Genomic DNA, 22,902 nt, shown 5'->3' with positions numbered 1-22,902 from the left:
TTATCGTGAGCCAATAACTTGATTTCTCCTGCCGCGATCACGATCTGCGAGCCAAGGGAGCAAGGCCCGCAGCGGCAACGACGAAAGGGTTCGGTGTGCCGACTGCCCGTTCGCCCCATTTTGAAACAATGCCCAGTGCCACCGGCGGAATCGCGCGCCTGGTATGGGCACGTTTGCAGGACGCCGGCATCGAGGCGGACGGACTATTATCCAGGGCCGGATTGACGCGCGAGCAGATCGAAGATCGCAAGGCGCGCCTTGGCGCTGAAAGCCAAATCCGATTTCTGGAGCTTGGTGCGGAGGTCCTGCAGGATGACACGCTCGGATTTCATCTGGCTCGGGACTTCGACCTGCGCGAAATCGGCCTGCTCTATTACGTCGCGGCATCCTCCGGCACGGTCGCCGAAGCCTTGTCCAAGGCAGAGCGTTATTGCTACCTCGCCAATGAAGGGGTTTCGCTGCGATTTGCCGCCAAGGACATGACGATTGCGCTGAGATATGTCGGCGTCAACAGGCGATCGGATCGGCACCAGATTGAATTCTGGCTGACCACCATTATTCGGATCAACCGCGCCCTGACCAATCGTCGGCTGGTTCCGAGTCGGGTGCGGGTCGCCCATCGCCGTCGCACGACGCCTGCGGGGATCAAATCGTTCATGGGATGCGAGATCGAATTCGGCTGCGACGTCGACGAGATCACCTTCCCGACATCAACAGGCCTCATCCCGATCGAGAGCGCTGACCATTATCTGAACGACCTGCTGGTGACGTATTGCGAGCAGGCGCTCGCGCACCGGAAATCCGGTGCGGCCTCGCTCAGGTCAAGCGTCGAGAATGCGATCGCCCCCCTGCTCCCGCATCGTGAGGCACGGGTCGAAGAGATCGCCCGCCGCTTGGGGATGAGCCATCGGACGCTCGCGCGCCGCCTCGCCTTGGAGGGAGTGACCTTCAGCGGCATCCTCGACGAGATGAAGATCGACCTCGCCAAGAGCTACCTGAAGGACAATGAGCTGCCCATCTCGCAAACCGCCTGGCTGCTCGGCTACGGAGAGGTCAGCGCGTTCACCCATGCGTTCAAGCGCTGGACCGGAATGACACCGAGGCAATGGCGTACTCTGGACACCCCCGAACAGGATGACGACACGGGAGACGGCTCCGCTCGCGACCAGGTTTCCTCCGAGGTGCCCATCGCAAAGGCTCCCGATCGCCACTAGATTGCCCCATGAGGAAGATCGGATTCTGTCCTTCGGGCATTGGACAGCCTCGCCGCAACACGCTGTTGATGATGATCCCGAACAAGCTCGGCGCCGACTTGCGCGCATGCGATCGAGGCGATCCTGAAGCTTGTCGCGCCGGTGCTCGGGTGGCGGACCGCCGTCCGATTCACTGCGCAAGTCAGCCCGTTTCTTGCCGACCCCGGATCTTCGCGAGCCAGGCCGCCAAACGCGGATGCCTGGTATAGCGGCCCTCCATGCTTGCCAGCTCCTGCTGAAACACCCGCAGCGACAGCAGCCTTTCGATGTCGGGCTCGCGGATCTTCCAGATCGCCGGCGGAAAGAAGCCGTGCACCTTGAGCTCGTAGAGCTCGAAGATCGAGTGAATGATCTCGTGCACGGCCCGGCGCTCTTCCGCCGTGATCTCGATGTCGCCGGCAGCCTCGTGATCGACGAACACCGAGACCGGTAGGCGGCGTCGCAGATCGGAGACCCGGTCGGAATATCGCAGGAAGATGTCCGCGCCCAAGCGCCGATTGTTGGTATGCAGCGCCGCATAAATCGCGGCCATGCCAACGATGATCGATCCGAGCGTCATGAACCTGAGAAGATGGTCGAGCACGCGTCTGTCTCCTTGCGCCGGGCGCCGGAGTGACAGAGATAAACCAGACTGCCGGCTGATAAAATGGGGCGGCCTCGGCTCGCGGACGTGCCGATACCGGCCCGGTGCCGCCCACCGCGCTCATACGGCAGCGCCGGCGCACAACCTCCGGCGACCGCGCGGCTGGGCCGACGTCATGTTATCCTCGTCTTGCCGACGGCGAACTTGCCGTCATTCGCCGGATTGAGCGATGAATCAGCATCTGTCCCTCGTCAGTCTCGTGGTCGCGGACTATGACGAAGCGATCGCGTTCTTCACGCGGGCTCTTGATTTCGAGCTGTGCGAGGACACGCCGCTCGGTGGCGGCAAGCGCTGGGTGGTGGTGCGGCCGCGCGGCAATTTGGGCTCTGGCCTGCTGCTGGCGCGGGCGGACGGTCCGGCGCAGACGGCGCGCATCGGCGACCAGACCGGAGGCCGCGTCTTCCTGTTCCTGGAAACGGACGATTTCGAGCGCGACCATGCGCGCATGATCGCCGCCGGCGTCCGTTTCGTTCGGCCGCCACGGCAGGAGGCCTATGGTATCGTCGCTGTGTTCGAGGATCTCTACGGCAACCGCTGGGACCTGATCCAATCCATCAAGCGCGGTTGACGCCCGGCCGTCTCCCGCCTCACCCCGTCTTCGTCCCCGTGACGACCGCAAGCGCCTCGACGAGGCGGTCGAGATCGGCCTCGTCGGTAAAGAGCGCCGGCGTCACGCGGATGCATTGGCCCTTGGCGACACCGGCGCGGCGCACCGTCATGATCTTGTGGCTGTCGCGGAGCTTCACCACGATCGCCTCGTTGTCGGCCTTGCTGGTCTTGCCGGCGAGGCGGAAGGACGTGATCGCGCCATAGGAGCCGGCTTCATCCGGCGTCAGGATCTCGAGGTCCTTGAAGCCGCGGGCACGGCTCACCCAGTAATCACGCAAATAGCGCAGGCGCGCCTGCTTTGCCGCGGCGCCGATCTGCTGATGCAGCGCGACGGCGGTGGGCACCGTCAGCACGGTCGCAAAATTGACCGTGCCGGTGTGAACCCGCGAGCGGATGTCGGTCTCCGCAAAATCCTCATCGCCCATGTCGCGGTCGATGGCGGCGAGGCGGTCCTTCCTGATGTAGAGGAAGCCGACGCCGAGCGGCGCGCCGATCCATTTGTGCAGGTTGAATCCGACGAAATCGGATTCGAGGTCATTGACGTGGAAGTCGATCTGTCCCCAGGAATGCGCGGCGTCGACGATGGTGTCGATGCCCTTCGCCTTCGCCATCCGTGCGATCTCGGCGACCGGCATGACCAGGCCGGTGCGATGGCTGACATGGGTCAGCAGCAGAAGTTTCGTCTTCGGATTGGCCTCGATGGCACGGGCATAGGCATCCAGCACCGCCTGGCGGGTGGCGGGCTCCGGCACGTCGAACCTGATCACGTCGACGCCGCGGCGCGCCTTGAGCGAATTCATCGCATACTGCATCGAATCATAATCGAGATCGGCATAGAGCACGCCGTCGCCGGGCTTCAGCCTGTTGTAGCCGCCGATGAGCAACTGCAGCGTTTCGGTCGCGCCGCGCGTCAGCGCGATCTCCTCGGGCGCGGCACCAACCGCCTCGGCCACCCTGGCGCGCACGGCCTCGAAATCCGCCCCCACGCGCTGCCGCGCGTAATAGGTGTTCTGGAAGTTGACCATGTCGGACTGGCGGATGAACTCGCGCCTCACGGGCTCGGGCATGATGCCCCAATAGCCGTTCTCGAAATTGACGACATCGGGCGTGACAGCATAGAGGCCCTTCACGGCGGCCCAATAGGCCTTGTCGGTGGCGATTGCGGCAGCCGAACCGGTCGGCGGCGGCGGCAAGCCTTCGGCTGCGAACGCCGGTGTCGCCAAGGACGTGACGGCTGCGGCCGCGAGGCCCCGCAAGATCGACCGACGGTCGGACGAAATCGTTTCAGTCAGATTCATATCAGCCTCTACGGATGCGCGGCAAAGAAAGCCGCAATCAATAGAGCGCGAATGACAGGGCAATGACAATCAACGATGCGGACTTCTACTTGCGGCCATCCTTCGAGACGCCCGCTTAGGCGGGCTCCTCAGGATGAGGACGGAGGGCGTGGCCACCGCTTCGACGGCTCCAGATGCCGATTAGCCTCACCCTGAGGAGACCGCGAAGCGGTCGTCTCGAAGGGCGAGGCGTGCGCTCAGGCCTTTCCAAAAGGCGATGTGCGATCACCCCGCCTTCACGCTCGCATCGATCAGCAGCTTCGCCGCTGCGAGCGCCGACTGCGCGGGGCCGTCTTCGGACTGCTGGCCGGTGACGTAGATGCCTTCGATCAGGAGCAGCAGCGCGTCGCCAAGCACGTTCGGCTGGCGTGCGCCCATGGCGGCGGCGAGCTCGCGCAGGCGTTGGCGAAAGACCTTCTTGTGCGCTTCGGCGACCTGCCGGGCGGGATTGTCGCGCGCGGGATATTCCACCGCGGCGTTGCTCAGTCCACAGCCGCGATAGCCCTTGGCCACGGCGCGCGACGAAAGCTGGCCGATATAGGCCAGCACGTGATCGCGCGCATTGCCGTAGGCCTTGCCGCCGGGGCGTTCGAAATTTTCCCAGAAGCTCAGATCGTAGTCGCGCAAGTAAGCGGCGGCGAGATCGTCCTTGGAGGCAAAGGCGCGATACAGGCTCGGTTTTGTCACGCCGGCGCGGTCCACCACCTCGTCGACACCGACAGCGCGAATGCCCTCGCGGTAGAACAATTCCCTGGCGGAGGCGCGGATCCGGTCGGCGGCCCGGAGCGGCGCTTCGGCGGATTTCTCGGCTTTCTTGGGCATCTCGCTTCGTCTCGTCTCAGGCACGGGGCTTGACAATGTTACTGACCGGTACGTATTAGTACCGCATCGCAATACGTACCGGTAAGTAACATGCCCGAACCCTCCTTTCAATCCACCTCCGTCTCCCGGCGGCCGTTCGGCCCGAACTACGCTTTCGTGGTCGTTGCCGTGATCTTCCTGGCGCTGCTCGCCTCGGCCGGCCTGCGCGCGACGCCGGGCGTGCTGATGCTGCCGCTGCAAAAAGCCTTCGGCTGGGACGTCAGCGTGATCTCGTCGTCGGCCGCGGTCGGCATCTTCCTCTACGGCCTTGCGGGTCCGTTCGCCGCGGCGGTGATGCAGCGCTTCGGCATCCGCCGCACCGTGCTGGGTGCGCTGGCATTGATGTCGGTCTCGACGGCGATGAGCTATTTCATGACCGCGCCGTGGCAATTGTTCATGAGCTGGGGACTGCTCTCCGGCATCGGCTCGGGCGCGGTCGCCAACGTGCTCGGCGCCACCATCGTCAACCGCTGGTTCACCACCAATCGCGGCCTCGTCATGGGACTGCTGACCGCGAGCACGGCCACCGGTACGCTCATCTTCATGCCGGGCCTTGCATCGCTGGTCGAATGGGGCGGCTGGAAGCCGGTGGTGCTGACGGTGGCGGCCTGCTGCGCGGCGCTGATTCCGCTGGTCTATTTTCTGGTGCCGGAGCGGCCCGCGTCGATCGGCCTGCGCTCCTATGGCAGCACGCATGACGACCAGCCGGCGGCACCGGCGCAGGGCAATCCGTTCGTCGCGGCGATCGGCAACCTCGTGCGCGCCGCGAAGACACAGACATTCTGGTTCCTGTTCGCGACCTTCTTCATCTGCGGCTTCACCACCAACGGCCTCGTCGGCACCCATCTGATCGCGTTCTGCGGCGACCACGGCATCTTCGAGGTGCAGGCCGCAAGCCTGCTGGCGCTGATGGGATTCTTCGACCTGTTCGGCACCACGCTGTCGGGCTGGCTCACCGACCGCTTCGATCCGCGCAAGCTGCTGTTCTTCTATTACGGACTGCGCGGGCTGTCGCTGATCTACCTGCCCTATTCGGACTTCTCGTTCGTCAGCCTGTCGGTGTTCGCGGTGTTCTACGGCCTCGACTGGATCGCGACCGTGCCGCCGACCGTGCGTATCGCCAACGAAGCCTTCGGCGACAAGAATGCGCCGCTGATCTTCGGCTGGGTCGTCGCCGGCCATCAGCTGGGCGCGGCCTGCGCCGCCTTCTTCGCGGGCTTCATGCGCTCGTCGCAGGGCGATTATCTGCAGGCCTTCATGATCGCCGGCTTCACCGGCATCGTCGCGGCCGTGCTGTCGCTGATGATTGGACGGCGGCCGACGCAGCCACAGCTCGCTGCGGCGTGAGAGACGACGTGCCGGCAAGGCACGGACCTTGCCGGCACAGCTGCCCGTGCCGCTTGATTTGGAGGTTGATTCCGTTAAGGAATTTGAAATATTGTGATGACGAAGCGAGCCGTACGAAAGCTCGCGCAGGAGCTTGAGAGTTCGCGTTGCGTCCAGCTCCATCCCAATCAACCGAAACGATCTGTGGCGGCCTGGCGAATGAGCGCTTCCCTCCTTTCAACGGTCGGTGACCATTTCTTCATCGGCCTGAAGCCGACCAGCGTGCTCGATGACCGCGACCGCGCGCTGCTGCGGGATCTCCGGCCCGCCGGCGTCATCCTCTACAAGAGCAATTTCCGCCACGACCTGCCCTATCGGGACTGGCTGTCGGTCCACCGGGATCTGATCGCCGCGATCCGCGACGCCTCGCAGCGCGACAAGCAGTTCATCGCCATCGATCACGAAGGCGGACGCGTGTGCCGCACGCCGGCGCCGATCACGCGCTTTTCCTACGCAGCGCGCTGGGCCGGAACGGCGGAGCAGGTCGGCGACGCCATGGGCGTCGAGCTCGCCTCGCTCGGCTGCAATCTCAACTTCGCGCCGGTGCTCGACATTCACAGCAACCCCGCCAACCCTGTCATCGGCGAACGCGCCTTCGGCCGCACTGCCGACGACGTCATCAAGGCGATGCTGCCGTTCGCCAAGGCGATGGAGCGCCGCGGCGTCCGCGCCTGCGGCAAGCATTTTCCGGGGCATGGCGACACGCAGGTGGATTCGCACCACGAATTGCCGGTCATCGATCTCGACCTCGACCAGATCAAGGCGCGCGAGCTGAAGCCGTTCGCCGCCGCGATCGAGGGCGGGATCGAGATGATGATGACGTCGCATATCCTGTACCGGAAGCTCGATGCCAACGATCCCGTCACGCTGTCGCGCGCGATCACGCAGGGGCTGTTGCGCGAGGCGATGAATTTCCGCGGCGTGATCGTGTCCGACGACGTCGGCATGCGCGCCATGGCCGGTCGGCTGGACGCGCCGGATGCCGGTGCGCGCTTCATGGCCGCCGGCAACGACATGCTGATGATCTGCTCGGCTCTGACCGACACCGGGCGTGCCCGCTTCCTCGCCCAATCGATCATCGACGGCGTGGACTCCGGCAAGCTCGACCCGGCGGTTCTGAAGGCCTCGAGCCAGCGCGTCCACGCGATGCTTGATCGCACCCCGCAGAACTCGGTCTCGGAGCTGTCGCCCGAGGTGCTTGCCAGCCATCGCAACGCCGGCGCCCAGTTCGAGGCGGCGACCGTCGAGGTCGTGTAGGGCCCCATCAGAATCCATCCGAAAGCCGGACGTTCTCAACGGAACCGCCGTTGATCTCGATATGCTACACGTGCTAATGTTACGAATGGTAGCATATCGTGCCCTGCCGATATATCAACGTCAGGTTGCTTCGTGCTAAGCAGGTTCCACCCCGGGACGATCGACCCGGCGGCCGGCTCAGGTGATGGGTTTGAACGTGAAACGCGCAGCAAAACTCCTCATCGGCGCGCTGGTCGTGTTGCCGGCCGGCACCGCGGCGTATTATTTCAGGAATGACATCAAGGACATCAAGCTCCCGTTCGCGCTGCCCTTCATGCAGGCGGCGGAGGCCGAGCGCGGTGTCGCGCCCGCTCCTCCTCCACGGCCACCGGTCGCCGTCAAAGTCGCCGCCGCGAAAGCGGAGGACGTCCCGATCTATCTGACGGGCATCGGCACGATCCAGGCCTACAACACCGTCAACGTGCAGAGCCGGGTCGACGGCGAGATCGTCCAGATCCTTTTCCAGGAAGGACAGGACGTCAAGCAAGGCGACGTCCTCGCGGTGATCGACCCGCGCCCGTTCCAGGCCCAGCTCGATCAGCAGATCGCAGTGAGGCAGAAGGACCAGGCGCTGCTGGACGGCGCCCAGATCGACATGGAGCGCTACGACGCGCTGATCCAGAAGGCCGCCGCGATCTCGCGGCAGGTCGTGGACCAGCAGCACGCGCTGGTCGAGCAGTACAAGGCGCAGGTCCGGAACGACGACGCCCAGATCGAATATGCGCGCACGCAGCTCGGCTTCACCAATATCCGCGCGCCGATCAACGGACGGCTCGGCATCCGCCAGGTCGACCAGGGCAATTACGTGCGCGCGGTGTCGCCGACGACCATCGTCACCGTCACGCAATTGCAGCCGATCTCGGTGATCTACACCCTTGCCGCGGTCGCGGTCGGCCAGACCCGGCTCAGCCTCGGCCAGACTGATGCGCCGGTGGTCGCGCTCACCGCCGACAACACCTCCGAGCTCGACAAGGGCACGATCACGCTGGTCGACAACCAGGTCGATCAGGCCAGCGGCACCATCAAGCTGAAGGCGACCTTTCCCAACAAGGCGCTGAAACTCTGGCCGGGCAATTTCGCCAACGGGCGGATCACGGTGGACACGCGCAAGAACGCGATCACCGCGCCGGCGATCGCCGTGCGGCACGGTCCACGCGGCGATTTCGTCTGGGTCGCGAAGGCGGACGATACGGCGGCTTTCCGGCCGGTCACGGTGGGGCAGATTTTCGACGGACGCGCGCTGATCGACAAGGGCCTCGCCCGGGGCGAGCGCGTCGTCACCGACGGCTATTACCGGCTCGAGAACGGCGCGCGCATCACGATCGAGGGCCAGACGCCCACCGCCAAGGCGCAGCCCACCACTCAGCCGCGCTCCGAGCCGCGCGTTGACTGAGGCCCGCCATGTCCGCGCCCTTCATCCTCCGGCCGATCGCAACGACGCTGATGATCGTCGCGGTCGTGCTGCTGGGCATGCTCGGCTACCGTGAGCTGCCGATCGCGCCGCTGCCCAATGTCGATTTCCCCACCATCCAGGTGGTGACACGTTATCCCGGCGCTTCGGCCACCGTCGTCGCAACCTCGATCACCGCGCCGCTGGAGCATTATTTCGGCACGATCTCCGGGCTGACCGACATGAGCTCGACCAGCTCGTACGGCTACAGCCAGATCACGCTGCAATTCGACCTGTCGCGCAAGATCGACGCGGCCGCACAGGATGTGCAGGCGCGGATCAATGCGGCGGCGGGCTGGATTCCGGTCGAGCAGCTGCCGAGCCCGCCGACCTATCGCATGGTCAATCCGGCCGACACGCCGATGCTGATCCTGGCGCTGACCTCGAAGACGATGGCGCTGCACGAGGCCAATGATCACGCCGCGACCATTCTGGTGCCGAAACTGTCGCAGATCCCGGGCGTCGGCGCCGTCAGCATCGAAGGCGGACAAACTCGGGCCATACGCCTGCAGATGAACCCGACGCGGCTGGCCGGGCTCGGCCTGTCGCTCGACGACGTCCGCCGCGGCATCGCCGCCACCACCGCAGACAATCCGAAGGGCTCGCTCGATGGTCCCAGGCAGGCGTTTCACGTCGACACCAACGACCAGCTGTTTACCGCGGAGGCCTATCAGGATGCGGTGATCGCCTATCGCAACGGCGCGCCGGTCTTGCTGCGCGATGTCGGCACCGCCATCGACGGCGTCGAGGATGCCGAGCAGGCGGCCTGGTTCCAGGGCGAGCGCGCCGTGCTGCTCGATATCCAGCGCCAGCCCGGCGCCAACACGATCGAGGTCGTGGATGCCATCAAGAGCATCCTGCCGAAACTCCAGGACTCGCTCCCCGCGGCGCTGAAGATCTCCGTCGTCAGCGACCGCACCACGACGATCCGGGCCGCGATCCACGACGTGCAGTTCACGCTGGTGCTGACGGTGGCCCTCGTCGTGCTCGTTATCTTCATCTTCCTGCGCAAGCTGTGGGCCACCGTGATCCCGAGTGTCACGCTGCCGGTCTCGCTGATCGCAACCTTCGGCGTCATGGCGCTGTGCGGCTTCAGCCTCGACAATCTCTCGCTGATGGCACTGACCATCGCCTCGGGTTTCGTCGTCGACGACGCCATCGTGATGATCGAGAACATCGCGCGCTATGTCGAGGACGGCGAAGATCCGCTTCAGGCGGCCCTGAAAGGCGCGCGACAGATCGGCTTCACCATCGTCTCGCTGACGGTGTCGCTGATCGCGGTGTTCATCCCGCTGCTGCTGATGGGCGGCGTGGTCGGCCGGCTGTTCCGGGAGTTTGCGATCACGCTGTCCTTTGCCGTCGTCATCTCCGGCCTCGTGTCGCTGACGCTGACGCCGATGATGTGCGCGCAACTGCTGCGACACGAGGACCCCAACGCGCAGCACGGCTTTCTGTACCGGATCAGCGAACGCGGCTTCGACGCCTCCGCCAGCTTCTATCTGTGGGGGCTCGACTGGGTGCTGAGACACCGCAAGCTCACGCTGGTCTTCACCGTGCTCACTTTGGTCGCGACCGTGATGCTGTACGTCGCGATCCCGAAGGGATTCCTGCCCTTGCAGGATACTGGTCTTTTGATCGGCACCACCGATGCGGCCCAGGACATCTCCTTTGCGGCGATGGCCGAGCGGCAGCAGCAGCTCGCCGCCGTGATCGCGCGCGACCCCGACGTCGTCACCGTCGGCAGCTTCGTCGGCATCGGATCCGTCAACACGACGCTGAACAGCGGCCGGCTCTACATCGATATCGGCAGCCCCGACGCGCGGACGTCGTCCGCGGCCGCCGTCATGGCGCGGCTTCAGCATGCCGTCGAGGGCGTTCACGGCATCACGCTGCATCTGCAACCGGCGCAGGATCTGCAGATCGAATCGCGCGTCGCGCGCACGCAATACCAATATGCGCTGCAGGATCTCGACGAGGACGAGCTCCGGCTCTGGAGCCGGCGTCTGGTCGAGGCGCTGCGCATGCGGCGGGAGCTCGCCGACGTCGCGGACGACCGCCAGGACGAAGGCCTGCAGATGTCCGTGACCATCGACCGCCAGCTCGCGGCGAGCTACGGCGTCAGCCTGAACACGATCGACCAGACGCTCTATGACGCGTTCGGGCAGCGCCAGATCGCAACCGTCTTCGGTCCCCTCACCCAGTATCACGTGATCCTCGAGGTCGATCCTGCCCTGCGCAACGATCCCGACATCCTGGGCAAGATCTATCTGACCGCCGCGGCGGCCGCAGCCAGCACCATCGATCAGTCGACCAGCGGCTTCAGCGGTGCCTTCAGCAAGGCCTCCGCGCCGGTGCCGCTGTCGGCCTTCGCGCGGATCGAGCGGCAGCACGCGCCGCTGCTGATCTCGCACCAGGGCCTGTTTCCGGCCACCACGATCTCGTTCAATCTGGCCGATGGCGTTTCGCTGAGCCACGCAACGGAGGCGCTGCGCCAGACCGAGCGCGAGATCGGACTGCCGGATGCGGTCACGACCAAGCTGATCGGCACGGCCGCCGAGTTCGCCAACTCGCTTGCGGACGAGAAATGGCTGCTGCTGGCCGCGATCGTGACGGTCTACCTGATCCTCGGCATGCTCTACGAGAGCTACATCCACCCGATCACGATCCTGTCGACCTTGCCGTCGGCGGGCATCGGCGCGCTGCTGGCACTGATGCTGTACCGGCAGGATCTCAATCTGATTTCGCTGATCGGCATCATCCTGCTGATCGGCATCGTCAAGAAGAACGCCATCATGATGGTGGATTTCGCGCTCGCCGCCGAACGCGAGGACGGCGCCTCTTCGTTCGACGCCATCCGCCAGGCCTGCATCCTGCGCTTCCGCCCGATCATGATGACGACGATGGCGGCGCTGTTCGGCGCACTGCCGCTGGCGATCGGCTCGGGCACCGGCTCCGAGCTGCGCCAGCCGCTCGGCATCGCCATCGTCGGCGGCCTGATCGTCTCGCAAATCCTCACGCTCTATACGACCCCGGTCGTCTATCTCGCGTTCGCCTCGCTGCGCACCCGGTTCGGATGGCAATCCGCATCGGCCGACGATCCGGCGGCGCTGCCGCAGGCCGAACGGCCCGCGCCATGAGCATCACCGCACAGTTCGTGCTGCGGCCGGTGGCGACCACGCTGCTGATGATCGGCGTATTCCTGCTCGGCTGCGTCGCCTATGTCCGCTTACCGATCGCCTCGGTGCCGGCGGTGGAACGACCCACGATCGGGATCTACGCGCCATTCCCCGGCGCGAGCCCGACAACGGTCGCGAATGCGCTGTCGCAACCCCTCGAAACCACGCTCGCGCTGATCCCGGGCGTGACGGAAATCACCTCGTTCAGCGCCATGGGCGGCACCAGCATCACGGTGCAGTTCGAGCTCTCCGTGGATATCGATGCCGCCGCCGGCGCGGTGCAGGCCGCCATCAATTCGGCCGGGCCAAATCTGCCGAAAGGACCTTGGCCGCCGACCTATTGGAAGGCGAACCCGGCGGGCTTCGCGGTCGTGGCGCTCGCCTTGACCAGCGACGTGTTCACGCCCGGTGAGGTCTACAGCCTCGCCGACGGCGTGATCTCGCCAAAACTGTCGCAACTGCCCGGCGTCGCGCGGATCAACGTCACCGGCGCGGAGCGTAGTGCGGTGCGCATCCAGGTGTCGCCGGCCCGGCTCGCCGCCATGAACCTGTCGCTGGAGGCAGCGCGCGTCGCTGTCCTCAATGCGTCGCAGAACCTGCCCAAAGGCGCGGTCTCGGTCGACGGCCAGCGCCTCACCATCGAAGCCAACGACCAGCTGCTCCAAGCCGTCGATTATCGCGATATCGTGCTGGCCTGGCGTAACGGCGCGCCGGTTCGCCTCGGCGATGTCGCCTCCGTGAGCGACAGCGTCATCAACAACCGCCTCGCCGGCTGGTACGGCACCGAGCGCGGCGTCGTACTGTTCGTCTACAAGCAGTCGGACGCCAACATCGTCGAGACCGTCGATGCCATCAAGGCGGAGCTGCCGGAAATCCAGCGCTGGCTGCCGCCCGGTATCAAGCTGCACACGATCTATGACCGCACCACGCTGATCCGGGCCGCCGTGAACGACGTCAAGCTCACGCTGGTGATCGCCTCCGCGCTCGTCGTGCTCGTCATCGCGCTGTTCCTCAGGCGGTTCTGGGCGACGATGATCCCGAGCGTCACCATTCCCGTCTCGCTGGCCGCGACGCTGTTCGTGATGAATTTGTGCGGCTTTAGCCTCGACAATCTGTCGCTGATGGCGCTGACCATCGCCGCCGGCTTCGTCGTGGACGACGCCATCGTCATGATCGAGAACATCATTCGGCGCATGTCGGAGGGCGAGCCCGCGCTGCAGGCCGCCATCAACGGCGCCCGCCAGATGGCGTTCACGGTCATCGCCATCACCGTCGCCCTGATCGCGGCGCTGATCCCGATCCTGTTCATGCCCGACGTCGTCGGGCGCTACTTCCGCGAGTTCGGCGTGACGCTGGTGGTCGCGATCGTCTCTTCGGCGGCGATCTCGCTGACGCTGACGCCGATGATGTGCGGACATCTGCTCGATCGCGGCCGGCAGCGGCTGCACAACCCCGACGCAGACCCCGGCCACCGCACGTTCTATGCCTGCAGCCTCGACTGGACGCTGCGCCACCGTTTTCTCACCGTATTGATGATCACCGCCCTCACAGGGGCCAGCGTCTGGCTCTATCTGCAACTGCCGAAGGGTTTCATGCCGACCCAGGACACCGGCGTCATGTTCGTGCGGACCGTGGCTCCGTCGAACATCTCGTTTCTGTCCATGGAAGACCGGCAGCGCGCCGTCGGCGAGGCGATCCTCGGGGATCCCGCGATCTCGGGTCTTACATCCTATATCGGCGAGGGTAATGGCAACGCGCTCAGCGTCGGGCAGATGCTGGTCGCGCTGAAGCCGCCCGAGGTGCGCAAGCTGTCGATCCAGCAGGTCATCACGCGCCTGCGCGAACGCATGAACCGGATCGACGGCGTCCGGGTGTTCTTCGTGCCGCTCCAGGATCTCAATCTCGGTGTCCAATCCGGCGGATCGCGGTTTCAATATACGATGTGGGGCATCGACGAAGAGGCGGTGATACGCGCCGCCGAAAACATGATCCGGCGGGTGCGCGGCATTCCGCAGATCATCGACGTCATCGCAAGCTGGGAGACCGGTGGCCTGCAGGCCGGGCTCACCATCGACCGCGTTCGCGCCGCGATGCTCGGCGTCACGCCCGTCGCGGTCGACAACACGCTCAACGACGCCTTCGGCCAGCGTCAGATCAATCTTCTCTTCCTGCCAACCAACTATGCGCGCGTGATCTTCGAGGTCGAGCCCGAAGCCGCGAGCGGCCCCGACTCCATGAGCCAGATCTACGTACCGAGCGCCAGCGGCAAAGCAGTGCCGCTGACAGCCTTGACCAAGCCGCAGCGCGCGCACGCCGCGATGTGGGTCCGTCACAGCGCCCAGTTTCCGGCCGCGACGATTTTCTTCGACATCAAGCCCGGCACGTCGATCGGCGACGCCATCGCCTCGATTCGCAAGGAGGAGGCCGAGGCAAAGCTGCCCGACGACGTCAAAGCGGAATTCCGCGGCGAGGCCAAGGAGGCCGACAAGTCGATCGTCAAGCAGGCTGCGCTGTTCGGAGCCGCGCTGATCGCGATCTACCTCGCGCTCGGCATGCTCTACGAGAGCTACGTCCATCCGCTGACCATTCTCTCGACCTTGCCACCGACCGCCTTCGGCGCGCTGGTCGCGCTGTGGGCGACCGGGACGCAGTTCACGCTGGTGACCACCATCGCCTGCATCCTGCTGGTCGGCATGGTGATGAAGAACGCCATCATGATGGTCGACTATGCCCTCGATGCGGAGCGGCATCGCGGCCTCAACGCCCATGACGCCATCCTGCTCGCGGCACGGCTGCGGGCGCGGCCGATCACGATGACGATGCTTGCCGCATTCCTCAGCGCCGTCCCGATCGCCTTCGGCACCGGCCCGGGTTACGAGATCCGCCAGCCGCTCGGCATCACCATCATGGGCGGCCTCGTCGTCGCCCAGCTGTTCACGCTGTACTCGACGCCGGCGATGTACCTGCTGCTGGACAGGCTGCGGCGCCGGAAGAAGACGCCTGCGGCGAGCGCACCTCAGGCATCCGCTGCCTTCGGCGCGCCGGCTCTTCCCGATCTCGGCGGGTAAGACACAAAGGGACCCCGAACCTCGCCGCAAGCCTCGCGCAATCTCCCCCTGCTGAAGTCGAATCAACCGCGACGCCAGAGCGGCGGGGTTGCGCCCGTCAGACGCCGCTGCCGCCACCGAGGTGGACGTTCGCCATGAACGGGACTTGAGCAGCGATGAGCACAGCAGCCGCCTTCTGCGAAGCGGGCCTTGCGCATTTCAGGGACGGACGGCCTCTCGACGCGCGTGCCTGCTATCAGCAGGCCCTCGGAATCGATGCGGAACACACCGACGCGCAGCATCTCATGGGGCTGCTGTTTCTCCAGGCCAGGCAATACAACGAGGCCCTCGCGTGGATCGTCCGCGCGATCCAGCGCGCGCCGAAGCCCGAATATCTGGCGAGCTTCGCGACGGTGCTGCAGCAATATGGGCGCTGCGACGAGGCGCTTAACGTCATTGACCAGGCGATCCAGCTTCGGCCGGACGATGCCGAGCTGTGGCGACAGCGCGGCGACATCTTGATTCAGCTTGCGCGGCTCGATCAAGCACTGCTGAGCTTTCAACAGACGCTCAAGCGCGCCCCACATCATCACGACGCTCTGTATAAGAGCGGGGCTCTCCTCCACAAGCTCGAGCGCAACGAGGAGGCCGCGGCAGCTCTTGATCTCAGCGACAGCCTGTTCCCCAACCATGCCCCGACGCTGCGAACGCGCGCATGGGTTCGCTATTGCCTGAAACGGTTCGAGGGCTCCGCGGCCGACGGCAGGCGGGCACACGAGCTCGATCCCGACAATGCCGAGATCTGCAACAATCTCGGCCTCTCGTTGCGGCGGCTCGGCCGGAATGACGAGGCGCTGGCGTGGTTCGACAAGGCCATCTCGATTCAGCCGCGCTTCGTGGATGCCTTCGACAACAAGCTGGTGGCGCTTTTCCAGCTTCATCGCTTCGACGAGGTGTTCGCGCTGTCCGATCGCATGAATGCGATCGGGCTGAGCAGCGCGGTGACAGCGTGGAATGTCTCCCTGGCCCATCTCCTGACGGGCAATTTCGAAGCCGGCTGGCGCGGACGCCAGACCCGATTGAAACTGCCTTCGGCACCACGACACCCTCAGTTTCAGCAACCGATCTGGCTCGGGGACGACGGCATCGCGGGAAAGACGATCCTTGTCGCGGCGGACGAGGGATTGGGCGACACCATTCATTTCGTCCGCTACGTCCCCATGCTGGCGGAGCGCGGAGCACGCGTTGTTCTCGTCGTGCAGGACCCGCTGCATCGGCTGATGTCGACGCTGAGCGGTGCATCTCTTTGCATTCCGCGGTTGGCCATGGGCACGCTGCCGGCGTTCGATTTGCACTGCCCGATATCCAGCCTGCCGCTCGCCTTCAAGACCCGTCTCGAGACGATTCCGTCCGGACCATATCTGCCTCCCCCTCCGGAGAGCCTCGTTGAAGCCTGGGAGAATCGTCTTGGCGCTCGAACCAGGCTCCGGGTCGGCCTGGTCTGGTCCGGCGATCCACACCACGTGAACGACGAGACCCGCTCGATTCCGCTGCGAACGCTGTCGCGTATCCTCGATGTGAATGCGAGCTTCGTCAGCCTGCAGAAGGCCCCGCGCCCGCATGATGCGGCGGTGCTGCGGGAGAGACGCGACATTGCCGACCTGACCGCTGACCTCACCGACTTCACCGACACCGCCGCGTTGATCGCCTGCCTTGATCTCGTGATCACCGTCGACACCAGCGTCGCGCATCTCGCCGGCGCGCTCGGCCGTCCGACCTGGATCCTGCTGCCCTGGACGCCCGACTACCGCTGGCTGCTCGATCGCGCGGACAGCCCCTGGTATCCGAGCGTGCGGCTGTTCCGGCAAACCGAGACGCGCGACTATGAGAGCGTGGTTGATCGCGTGCGGGAGGAATTGCGGGCGCTGGCCGCCGCGTTTGGATCGGGCCCGCGTTGAAGGCACATGCGCGGCGCCTGACGGCTCCGCCGGCAAAGGTATTATCTTCCGCGGCACAAGCGAACGTCAACCCTGCGGCAAATGCGACCGCGGTCCGTTCAATGTTAACCCGCAGCGCCGGATGCAGGCCGACATACAGGATTCGTTAACGCAGCCGCCCTAGCCTTTAAGGACTTGGGCAAAATCGCGACAATGCTGCCGGATCGTCGATGACAGGAAATCATGCTGCCTCGACCCTGCCGGACGAGGTTCGCGTACGACTCTACGATCAGGCCCTGAATGCCGCGCGCATCGGCGCCTGGGAATGCGAACTCGAGACCGAGCGCCTGAACTGGACCCAGGGCGTCTACGACATCTTCGGCTACCCCGAGAACAACCCGCTGCGGCGCGCAAGCATCGTCGATCTCTACATCGACGAATCCAGGCGCCACATGGAGCTCGCGCGTGCCGAGGTGATCCGGAGCGGTTGCCCGGTCACGCTCGATACCGAGATCAGAACCTGGCGCGGTGAAAAGCGCTGGATGCGCCTCTCGATCAACGCTGTCCGAGAGGGCGGAAGGCCGGTGCGGATCTTCGGCTCCAAGCAGGACGTCACCTCCGACCGGCAGGCCCTCGAGAGCCTGCGGCAGCAGGCCGAAACCGATCCGCTCACCGGGCTCGCCAATCGTGCGGTGTTTCAGGCCCGCTATCGCGAGGTCGTCAACGACAGCCTGAATCACGGCTTTGCGTCGGCGCTCGTTCTGATCGACCTCGACGGCTTCAAGCAGCTCAATGATACATCGGGCCATCTGGCGGGAGACGCATGCCTGTGCGAGGTCGCGCAGCGTCTGCGGCGGGCCTTCTACAATGCCGGCCTGGTCGGCCGGCTCGGTGGCGACGAATTCGCGATCATCCTGCGCGCGCCGAAAGATCCTGCGCGGATCGCGCGCGTGCTGCAACAGACCATCATGATGCTGAGCCGCCCGTTATTCTGGAACGGGCTTCGCCTCCAGGTCGGCGCCTCGATCGGAGCTGCCCTGGTTGGCCGCCCGCATCGTCGGCGGATCGTCGAATTGTTCGCGGAAGCCGACATCGCCCTCTATGACGCGAAGGCCGCCGGCCGCAACCGGGTCCGTCTGATCGGGGACGACAAGCAGGGCCTGGCGGCCTAGGGCAGATTGCGCAGACGGCTGGAGGAAGCATCGTTGCGGCACATGCGCGCGCGAACGGCTGCCCGGTCTGATCAAAACTCGCGGTTGGACAGTTTTATTCTGCACAGGGGGCAGAATGGCGCGCCCGGAACGATTCGAACGTCCGACCCTCAGATTCGTAGTCTGATGCTCTATCCAGCTGAGCTACGGGCGCGTTTTTCGCAGGACAGCGGGCTGGGCCCGCATGCAGCCTCCAGACAGCGCCGGGAGGGGTGCGAAAGAGCGCTCTGACTAACCGCTCTTGGCCGGATTGGCAAGGTCCGGGATGGGGAGATTTTGCAGGGAGATGACGGTTTTCTCGGCTCGGCGTTTGGCCGATCAGGCCCGCTGCCGCTCGTTGCGGATGGAGAGGAGTTCCACGGGACGGTCGGGAATGACGATCCGGAAGGTGGCGCCGATGGTGCCTTCGACCAGATGGATGTCGCCGCCATGGGCCCGGACGAGCTCGGCTGCGATGGCAAGGCCGAGCCCGCTGCCGCCGGGGCGGCCGGAGGTCTGGAACGCCTCGAACAGATGCTCCCGGGTCTTCTGGGGCACGCCCGGGCCGGTATCGGAGACTTCCAGGATGGCGACCCCGCCTTCGCGTTTTCCGGTGATCCGGATCTGTTGCGGGCCACCGTCGCCGGAGGCATGGCTCTCCAGCGCCTGGGCGGCGTTGCGCACGAGGTTGAGCAGCACGCGGAACAGCTGGTCCGGGTCGGCGTCGACCGCGAGCCCGCGCTCGATCGCGGCGACCCAGGCAATCGAGACGTCGTTGGCAAGACCGGCGGTCTCGCGCACCTCCAGCACGACCGGCTCGATCAGCATCATGCGCCGGTCGGGCGCGGCCTCCTGGGCGCGGCCGTAGGACAGCGTCGACTGGCAGAAGGCGATGGCGCGTTCGAGCGAGCGCACCAGCTTTGGCGCGAAACGCTGCACCCGCGGATCGGGCACGCTGGCGAGCTGGTCCGACAGGAGTTGCGCCGAGGCCAGCAGATTGCGCAGATCGTGGTTGATCTTGGAGACGGCGAGGCCGAGGGCGGCGAGCCGGCTCTTCTGATGCAGCATCGACATCAGGTCGCGCTGCATGTCCGACAATTCGCGCTCGGCGACGCCGATTTCGTCGCTGCGCTGGCTCGGCACGATGATCCGCGCCGAGCTTTCGGGATTTTCGTGGAAGCCGACCAGGCTCGCCGTCAGCCGCCGCATCGGCCGCACGAACAGGTAATGGAGCGCGAGATAGACGAGGCCGGCGGTTAAAATGCCGATGATCAGCGCGACCACCACGACGTTGCGGGAGAAGCGATACATCGACTGCCGCAGCGGCAGGTCGTCGGTCACGATTTCGATGAACTGGGCATTGCCGACGCCGGGCCCGACGATGCGGATCGGCTGATTGCCGGTCTCCAGCATCATCTGGAACGAGCCGGTGATGGCCTGCCACACCGTCATGTCGCGCAGATCGATGTCATGCTCGATCGTGGCGGGCAGATTGTCGCTGGCGAGCAGGCGGCGCTGCTGGCCCATCTTGATCGCGACCGCGCGCGCATTGATGCTCTTGAGGATTTCGCGCGACAGCGAATCCGGCACCATGCCGAGCGGCGCCGCATCGAGCACCAGCGCCGCCGTGTTGGCCGCGGCGACGCGGTCGTTGAGCCGGTTGACCCAGAAGTTCGCGATCGCAGGCACATAGAGCAGGACGGCCGCGATCATCACCAGGGGGACGGTCAGCAGCAACAGCTTGCCGGACAGGCCGAGCCCACCCGGTCCGCGGGATCGCGTCACCGGCTGGTCCAATGGCCCATCCGGATCCTGATCGGTCACGCGATCCGGATCCTGGGTCGGCTGCTGGAGGTCTGTCGCTACCACGAAATTCGCCCCTGCTGGCCTTCTGATAGAGCTCGACTGGTGGAGGATGCGACCCGACCCTGGGGGTGGTCAAATTACGGATCGCTAATCTGCCAAGGTGGGATGTAGGCGCTGATACCGCCATCCGCCACCTCAAGGGTTAAAAACCCCAAGGAAACAGTGATATTCACCGGAACTGCGCGGTCCTGTGGCGTTGACGAAAACAAGTCGCTCGCTTATAAGCCGCGCAAATTGTCCGCGATGACCCGGTGCGACACCGGGAGCGGCTCTTCTGGGGCCGGAAAGGACCCATTTGGGGCCGCATCTTCCGGACTTTACCATCAATTCTACAGGCAAATTGCCCGGTCAGCGGAGAAAAACCCGTGAAGCGGACTTATCAACCCAGCAAACTGGTGCGCAAGCGCCGCCACGGCTTCCGGGCCCGTCTCGCGACCGCCGGCGGTCGCAAGGTTCTGGCTGCCCGCCGCGCCCGCGGCCGCAAGCGTCTGAGCGCCTGAGCCGGACCCCCTTTTTGGGATTTCATTATGGATCGGCTGAGGCAGCGAGCGGATTTCCTCGCCGTTGCCAATGGCGCGCGGGTGAATAGTCCCGCGTTCGTCCTGCAAAGCCGCATCCGCGACGACGCTGGCCCGATCCGGATCGGCTTCACCGTTACCAAAAAGAACGGCAACGCCCCCGAGCGCAATCGCATCCGGCGCCGGCTTCGCGAACTGGTGAAGCGGCTCGATCCGGTTTCGATGCAACCCCATCATGATTATGTGCTGGTCGGCCGCAGGGACGCGCTCTCGCGCGACTTCACGACCATGCTCGACGATCTGCGCATAGCGTTCACGAAGCCCGCGCGGCATACGGCCAGAGGACCTAACAGGGGACCTGACAAGGGACCCGGGCCGAGGCCCGGCCCAGCCGCCAGCCGCAAACCGGATTGATGACGAGATCAAAGTGATGACCGACAATCGCAATACCATCCTCGCCGTCATTCTCTCCGGCCTGGTGCTGATCGCCTGGCAGTACTTCTACAATGTGCCGGCGATGGAGAAGCAGCGCGCCCAGCAGCAGGCCCAGGCCGAGCTGCAAAAGGCCAATCCGCAGCCGACCGCAGCCGCCACGCCGGGTGCCACCCCGCAGGCCGGCACGACGCCCACCACCGCGCCGGGCGCGAACCAGCAGGTCCAGCCGACCGTCAGCCGCGACACCGCGATTGCCGCAAGCCCCCGCGTGAAGATCGATACGCCGCGCCTCGCCGGCAGCATCTCGCTCAAGGGCGGCCGCATCGACGACCTCGCGCTGCTGCAGTTCCGCGAGACGGTCGACCCGAAATCGCCGCCGATCATTCTCTATTCGCCCTCGGGCACCGCAGAGCCCTATTACGCCGAGTTCGGCTGGGTGGCCGCGACGGGCGTGACGGCGAAGATGCCTGATGCCCAGACCGTCTGGCAGCAGGAGGGCAGCGGCAGCCTGACGCCGACCACGCCGGCGGTGCTGAAATGGGACAATGGCGAAGGCCTCACCTTCCGCCGCACCATCTCGGTCGACGACCACTATCTCTTCACCATCAAGGACGACGTGAGCAATGTCGGCAACGCGCCGGTCACGCTCTACCCGTTCGCGCTGATCTCGCGCCACGGCACGCCGCAGGTGTCGGGCTATTACATCCTGCATGAAGGCCTGATCGGCTATCTCGATGGCCTGCAGGAATATGCCTACAAGAAGATCGACGAAGCCAAGTCGGTCAACTTCAAGGCCACCAATGGCTGGCTCGGCATGACCGACAAGTACTGGGCTTCGGCGCTGCTGCCCGACACCAGTGCCCAGCTTCAGGCGAAGTTCTCCTCGAACCTCGTCGGCAACGTCCATACCTACCAGACCGACTATCTGCTCGATCCCGTCACCGTCGCGATCGGCGGCACGGCGACCGCAAACGCGCGGCTGTTCGCGGGTGCCAAGGAAGCCGGCGTCGTCGGCGTGTTCCCGTTCGCGGGGCTCGGCGGCTACAACAAGGCGCTCGGGCTGAACCATTTCGATCTGTTGATCGACTGGGGCTGGTTCTACTTCATCACCAAGCCGATGTTCCTCGGTCTCGACTTCTTCTACCGCTTCTTCGGCAATTTCGGCATCTCGATCCTGCTCGTGACCGTGATCGTGAAGCTGTTGTTCTTCCCGCTGGCGAACAAGTCCTATGCCTCGATGGCGAAGATGAAGTCGGTCCAGCCGCAGCTTCAGGCGCTGAAGGAGCGCTATCCCGACGACAAGGTGAAGCAGCAGCAGGAGATGATGGAGATCTACCGCAAGGAGAAGATCAATCCGGTCGCCGGCTGTCTTCCCGTGGTGATCCAGATCCCGGTGTTCTTCTCGCTCTACAAGGTGCTGTTCGTCACCATCGAGATGCGGCACGCGCCGTTCTTCGGCTGGATCAAGGACCTCTCGGCGCCCGATCCGACCAATCTGTTCACGCTGTTCGGCCTGATCCCGTTCGATCCGACCACGCTTCCGCTGTTCGGCCACTACCTCGCGCTCGGCATCTGGCCGATCATCATGGGCATCACGATGTGGTTCCAGATGAAGCTGAACCCGACGCCGCCGGATCCGACGCAGCAGATCATCTTCAACTGGATGCCGCTGATCTTCACCTTCATGCTGGCGGGCTTCCCGGCGGGTCTTGTGATCTACTGGGCCTGGAACAACACGCTCTCGGTGCTCCAGCAGAGCTTCATCATGCGCCGCAACGGCGTGAAGGTGGAGCTGTTGGACAACATTCGAAACGTGTTCAAAAAAAAAGTGACGACTGAGGCGACGTAGCCGTCCGACACTGCCAGGCAAACTGCCTCCACAGCGTCATGCCCGGGCT

16 protein-coding genes and 1 tRNA gene are annotated in these 22,902 nt (G+C 64.9%); 12 read left to right on the top strand and 5 right to left on the bottom strand.

Translation table 11 applies throughout. The features are described 5' to 3' along the window. Positions 1–128: 128 nt before the first annotated feature. Positions 129–1,214: an AraC family transcriptional regulator gene (locus NLM31_RS04240; protein WP_254191561.1), complete on the top strand. Its 1,086-nt coding sequence runs from the start codon at positions 129–131 to the stop codon at positions 1,212–1,214. Between the two features lie 181 nt (positions 1,215–1,395). Here the strand turns inward: NLM31_RS04240 and NLM31_RS04235 are convergent, their stop codons facing one another. Further along, on the bottom strand, positions 1,396–1,836 hold the full coding sequence (locus tag NLM31_RS04235; RefSeq protein WP_254128053.1) for a hypothetical protein: 441 nt from the start codon (positions 1,834–1,836) through the stop codon (positions 1,396–1,398). Positions 1,837–2,065: 229 nt separating this feature from the next. On the opposite strand from NLM31_RS04235, the gene NLM31_RS04230 reads away from it, so the two are divergent. Next, on the top strand, positions 2,066–2,464 hold the full coding sequence (locus NLM31_RS04230; protein WP_254191560.1) for a VOC family protein: 399 nt from the start codon (positions 2,066–2,068) through the stop codon (positions 2,462–2,464). 19 nt (positions 2,465–2,483) lie between these two features. Here NLM31_RS04230 and NLM31_RS04225 read toward each other — a convergent pair whose 3' ends face one another. Next, positions 2,484–3,803 carry an aminotransferase class V-fold PLP-dependent enzyme gene (locus NLM31_RS04225; RefSeq protein WP_254191559.1) on the bottom strand — a complete coding sequence of 440 codons (1,320 nt, stop codon included), beginning with the start codon at positions 3,801–3,803 and terminating at the stop codon, positions 2,484–2,486. 264 nt (positions 3,804–4,067) lie between these two features. Continuing rightward, positions 4,068–4,664 carry a TetR/AcrR family transcriptional regulator gene (locus NLM31_RS04220; protein WP_254191558.1) on the bottom strand — a complete coding sequence of 199 codons (597 nt, stop codon included), beginning with the start codon at positions 4,662–4,664 and terminating at the stop codon, positions 4,068–4,070. 90 nt (positions 4,665–4,754) lie between these two features. Between NLM31_RS04220 and NLM31_RS04215 the strand changes: the two genes are divergently transcribed. From NLM31_RS04215 to NLM31_RS04185, 7 genes are all read left to right on the top strand, one after another. Then, positions 4,755–6,050 (top strand): MFS transporter, encoded by a 1,296-nt coding sequence (locus NLM31_RS04215; protein ID WP_254191557.1) that lies wholly within the window; start codon positions 4,755–4,757, stop codon positions 6,048–6,050. 198 nt (positions 6,051–6,248) lie between these two features. Next, positions 6,249–7,346: a glycoside hydrolase family 3 N-terminal domain-containing protein gene (locus tag NLM31_RS04210; RefSeq protein ID WP_254191556.1), complete on the top strand. Its 1,098-nt coding sequence runs from the start codon at positions 6,249–6,251 to the stop codon at positions 7,344–7,346. 196 nt (positions 7,347–7,542) lie between these two features. Beyond that, positions 7,543–8,778 (top strand): efflux RND transporter periplasmic adaptor subunit, encoded by a 1,236-nt coding sequence (locus NLM31_RS04205; protein ID WP_254135208.1) that lies wholly within the window; start codon positions 7,543–7,545, stop codon positions 8,776–8,778. Positions 8,779–8,786: 8 nt separating this feature from the next. Next, entirely contained in the window at positions 8,787–11,972 is a 3,186-nt protein-coding gene (locus NLM31_RS04200; protein ID WP_254191555.1) for an efflux RND transporter permease subunit, read from the top strand. Next, positions 11,969–15,079, top strand: coding sequence for an efflux RND transporter permease subunit (locus tag NLM31_RS04195; protein ID WP_254191554.1), 3,111 nt, complete (start codon positions 11,969–11,971; stop codon positions 15,077–15,079). The genes NLM31_RS04200 and NLM31_RS04195 overlap by 4 nt, the downstream gene beginning before the upstream one ends. Positions 15,080–15,234: 155 nt before the next feature. Further along, entirely contained in the window at positions 15,235–17,016 is a 1,782-nt protein-coding gene (locus tag NLM31_RS04190; RefSeq protein WP_254191553.1) for a tetratricopeptide repeat protein, read from the top strand. A 209-nt stretch (positions 17,017–17,225) separates the two neighbouring features. After that, positions 17,226–18,167: a sensor domain-containing diguanylate cyclase gene (locus tag NLM31_RS04185; protein ID WP_254191552.1), complete on the top strand. Its 942-nt coding sequence runs from the start codon at positions 17,226–17,228 to the stop codon at positions 18,165–18,167. 116 nt (positions 18,168–18,283) lie between these two features. On the opposite strand, the gene NLM31_RS04180 is transcribed toward NLM31_RS04185, so the two are convergent. Both NLM31_RS04180 and NLM31_RS04175 read right to left on the bottom strand, forming a co-directional pair. Next, a tRNA-Arg gene (locus NLM31_RS04180) sits at positions 18,284–18,360 on the bottom strand. A 164-nt stretch (positions 18,361–18,524) separates the two neighbouring features. Continuing rightward, entirely contained in the window at positions 18,525–20,054 is a 1,530-nt protein-coding gene (locus tag NLM31_RS04175; protein WP_254128041.1) for a sensor histidine kinase, read from the bottom strand. Between the two features lie 362 nt (positions 20,055–20,416). On the opposite strand from NLM31_RS04175, the gene rpmH reads away from it, so the two are divergent. The 3 genes from rpmH to yidC are packed head-to-tail and all read left to right on the top strand — an operon-like array spanning position 20,417 to position 22,853. Further along, complete coding sequence (rpmH, locus tag NLM31_RS04170; RefSeq protein WP_008542748.1) at positions 20,417–20,551, top strand: 50S ribosomal protein L34; 135 nt, start codon at positions 20,417–20,419, stop codon at positions 20,549–20,551. A 27-nt stretch (positions 20,552–20,578) separates the two neighbouring features. Next, complete coding sequence (rnpA, locus tag NLM31_RS04165) at positions 20,579–20,983, top strand: ribonuclease P protein component (protein WP_254191551.1); 405 nt, start codon at positions 20,579–20,581, stop codon at positions 20,981–20,983. 16 nt (positions 20,984–20,999) lie between these two features. Then, complete coding sequence (yidC, locus tag NLM31_RS04160) at positions 21,000–22,853, top strand: membrane protein insertase YidC (protein WP_254191550.1); 1,854 nt, start codon at positions 21,000–21,002, stop codon at positions 22,851–22,853. Positions 22,854–22,902: the final 49 nt, after the last annotated feature.

This window comes from Bradyrhizobium sp. CCGUVB4N, assembly GCF_024199945.1.
GTDB lineage: Bacteria > Pseudomonadota > Alphaproteobacteria > Rhizobiales > Xanthobacteraceae > Bradyrhizobium.
The sequence above is the reverse complement of the archived record's forward strand: the minus strand, read 5'-3'. Positions and strand labels throughout refer to the sequence as shown.

Bases quoted from the DNA above. Each gene is read 5' to 3' on its own strand.
- NLM31_RS04240 (WP_254191561.1), top strand. From the start codon at position 129: ATGCCCAGTGCCACCGGCGGAATCGCGCGCCTGGTATGGGCACGTTTG.
- NLM31_RS04230 (WP_254191560.1), top strand. From the start codon at position 2,066: ATGAATCAGCATCTGTCCCTCGTCAGTCTCGTGGTCGCGGACTATGAC.
- NLM31_RS04225 (WP_254191559.1), bottom strand. From the start codon at position 3,803: ATGAATCTGACTGAAACGATTTCGTCCGACCGTCGGTCGATCTTGCGG.
- NLM31_RS04220 (WP_254191558.1), bottom strand. From the start codon at position 4,664: ATGCCCAAGAAAGCCGAGAAATCCGCCGAAGCGCCGCTCCGGGCCGCC.
- NLM31_RS04215 (WP_254191557.1), top strand. From the start codon at position 4,755: ATGCCCGAACCCTCCTTTCAATCCACCTCCGTCTCCCGGCGGCCGTTC.
- NLM31_RS04210 (WP_254191556.1), top strand. From the start codon at position 6,249: ATGAGCGCTTCCCTCCTTTCAACGGTCGGTGACCATTTCTTCATCGGC.
- NLM31_RS04200 (WP_254191555.1), top strand. From the start codon at position 8,787: ATGTCCGCGCCCTTCATCCTCCGGCCGATCGCAACGACGCTGATGATC.
- NLM31_RS04195 (WP_254191554.1), top strand. From the start codon at position 11,969: ATGAGCATCACCGCACAGTTCGTGCTGCGGCCGGTGGCGACCACGCTG.
- NLM31_RS04190 (WP_254191553.1), top strand. From the start codon at position 15,235: ATGAGCACAGCAGCCGCCTTCTGCGAAGCGGGCCTTGCGCATTTCAGG.
- NLM31_RS04185 (WP_254191552.1), top strand. From the start codon at position 17,226: ATGACAGGAAATCATGCTGCCTCGACCCTGCCGGACGAGGTTCGCGTA.
- rnpA (WP_254191551.1), top strand. From the start codon at position 20,579: ATGGATCGGCTGAGGCAGCGAGCGGATTTCCTCGCCGTTGCCAATGGC.
- yidC (WP_254191550.1), top strand. From the start codon at position 21,000: ATGACCGACAATCGCAATACCATCCTCGCCGTCATTCTCTCCGGCCTG.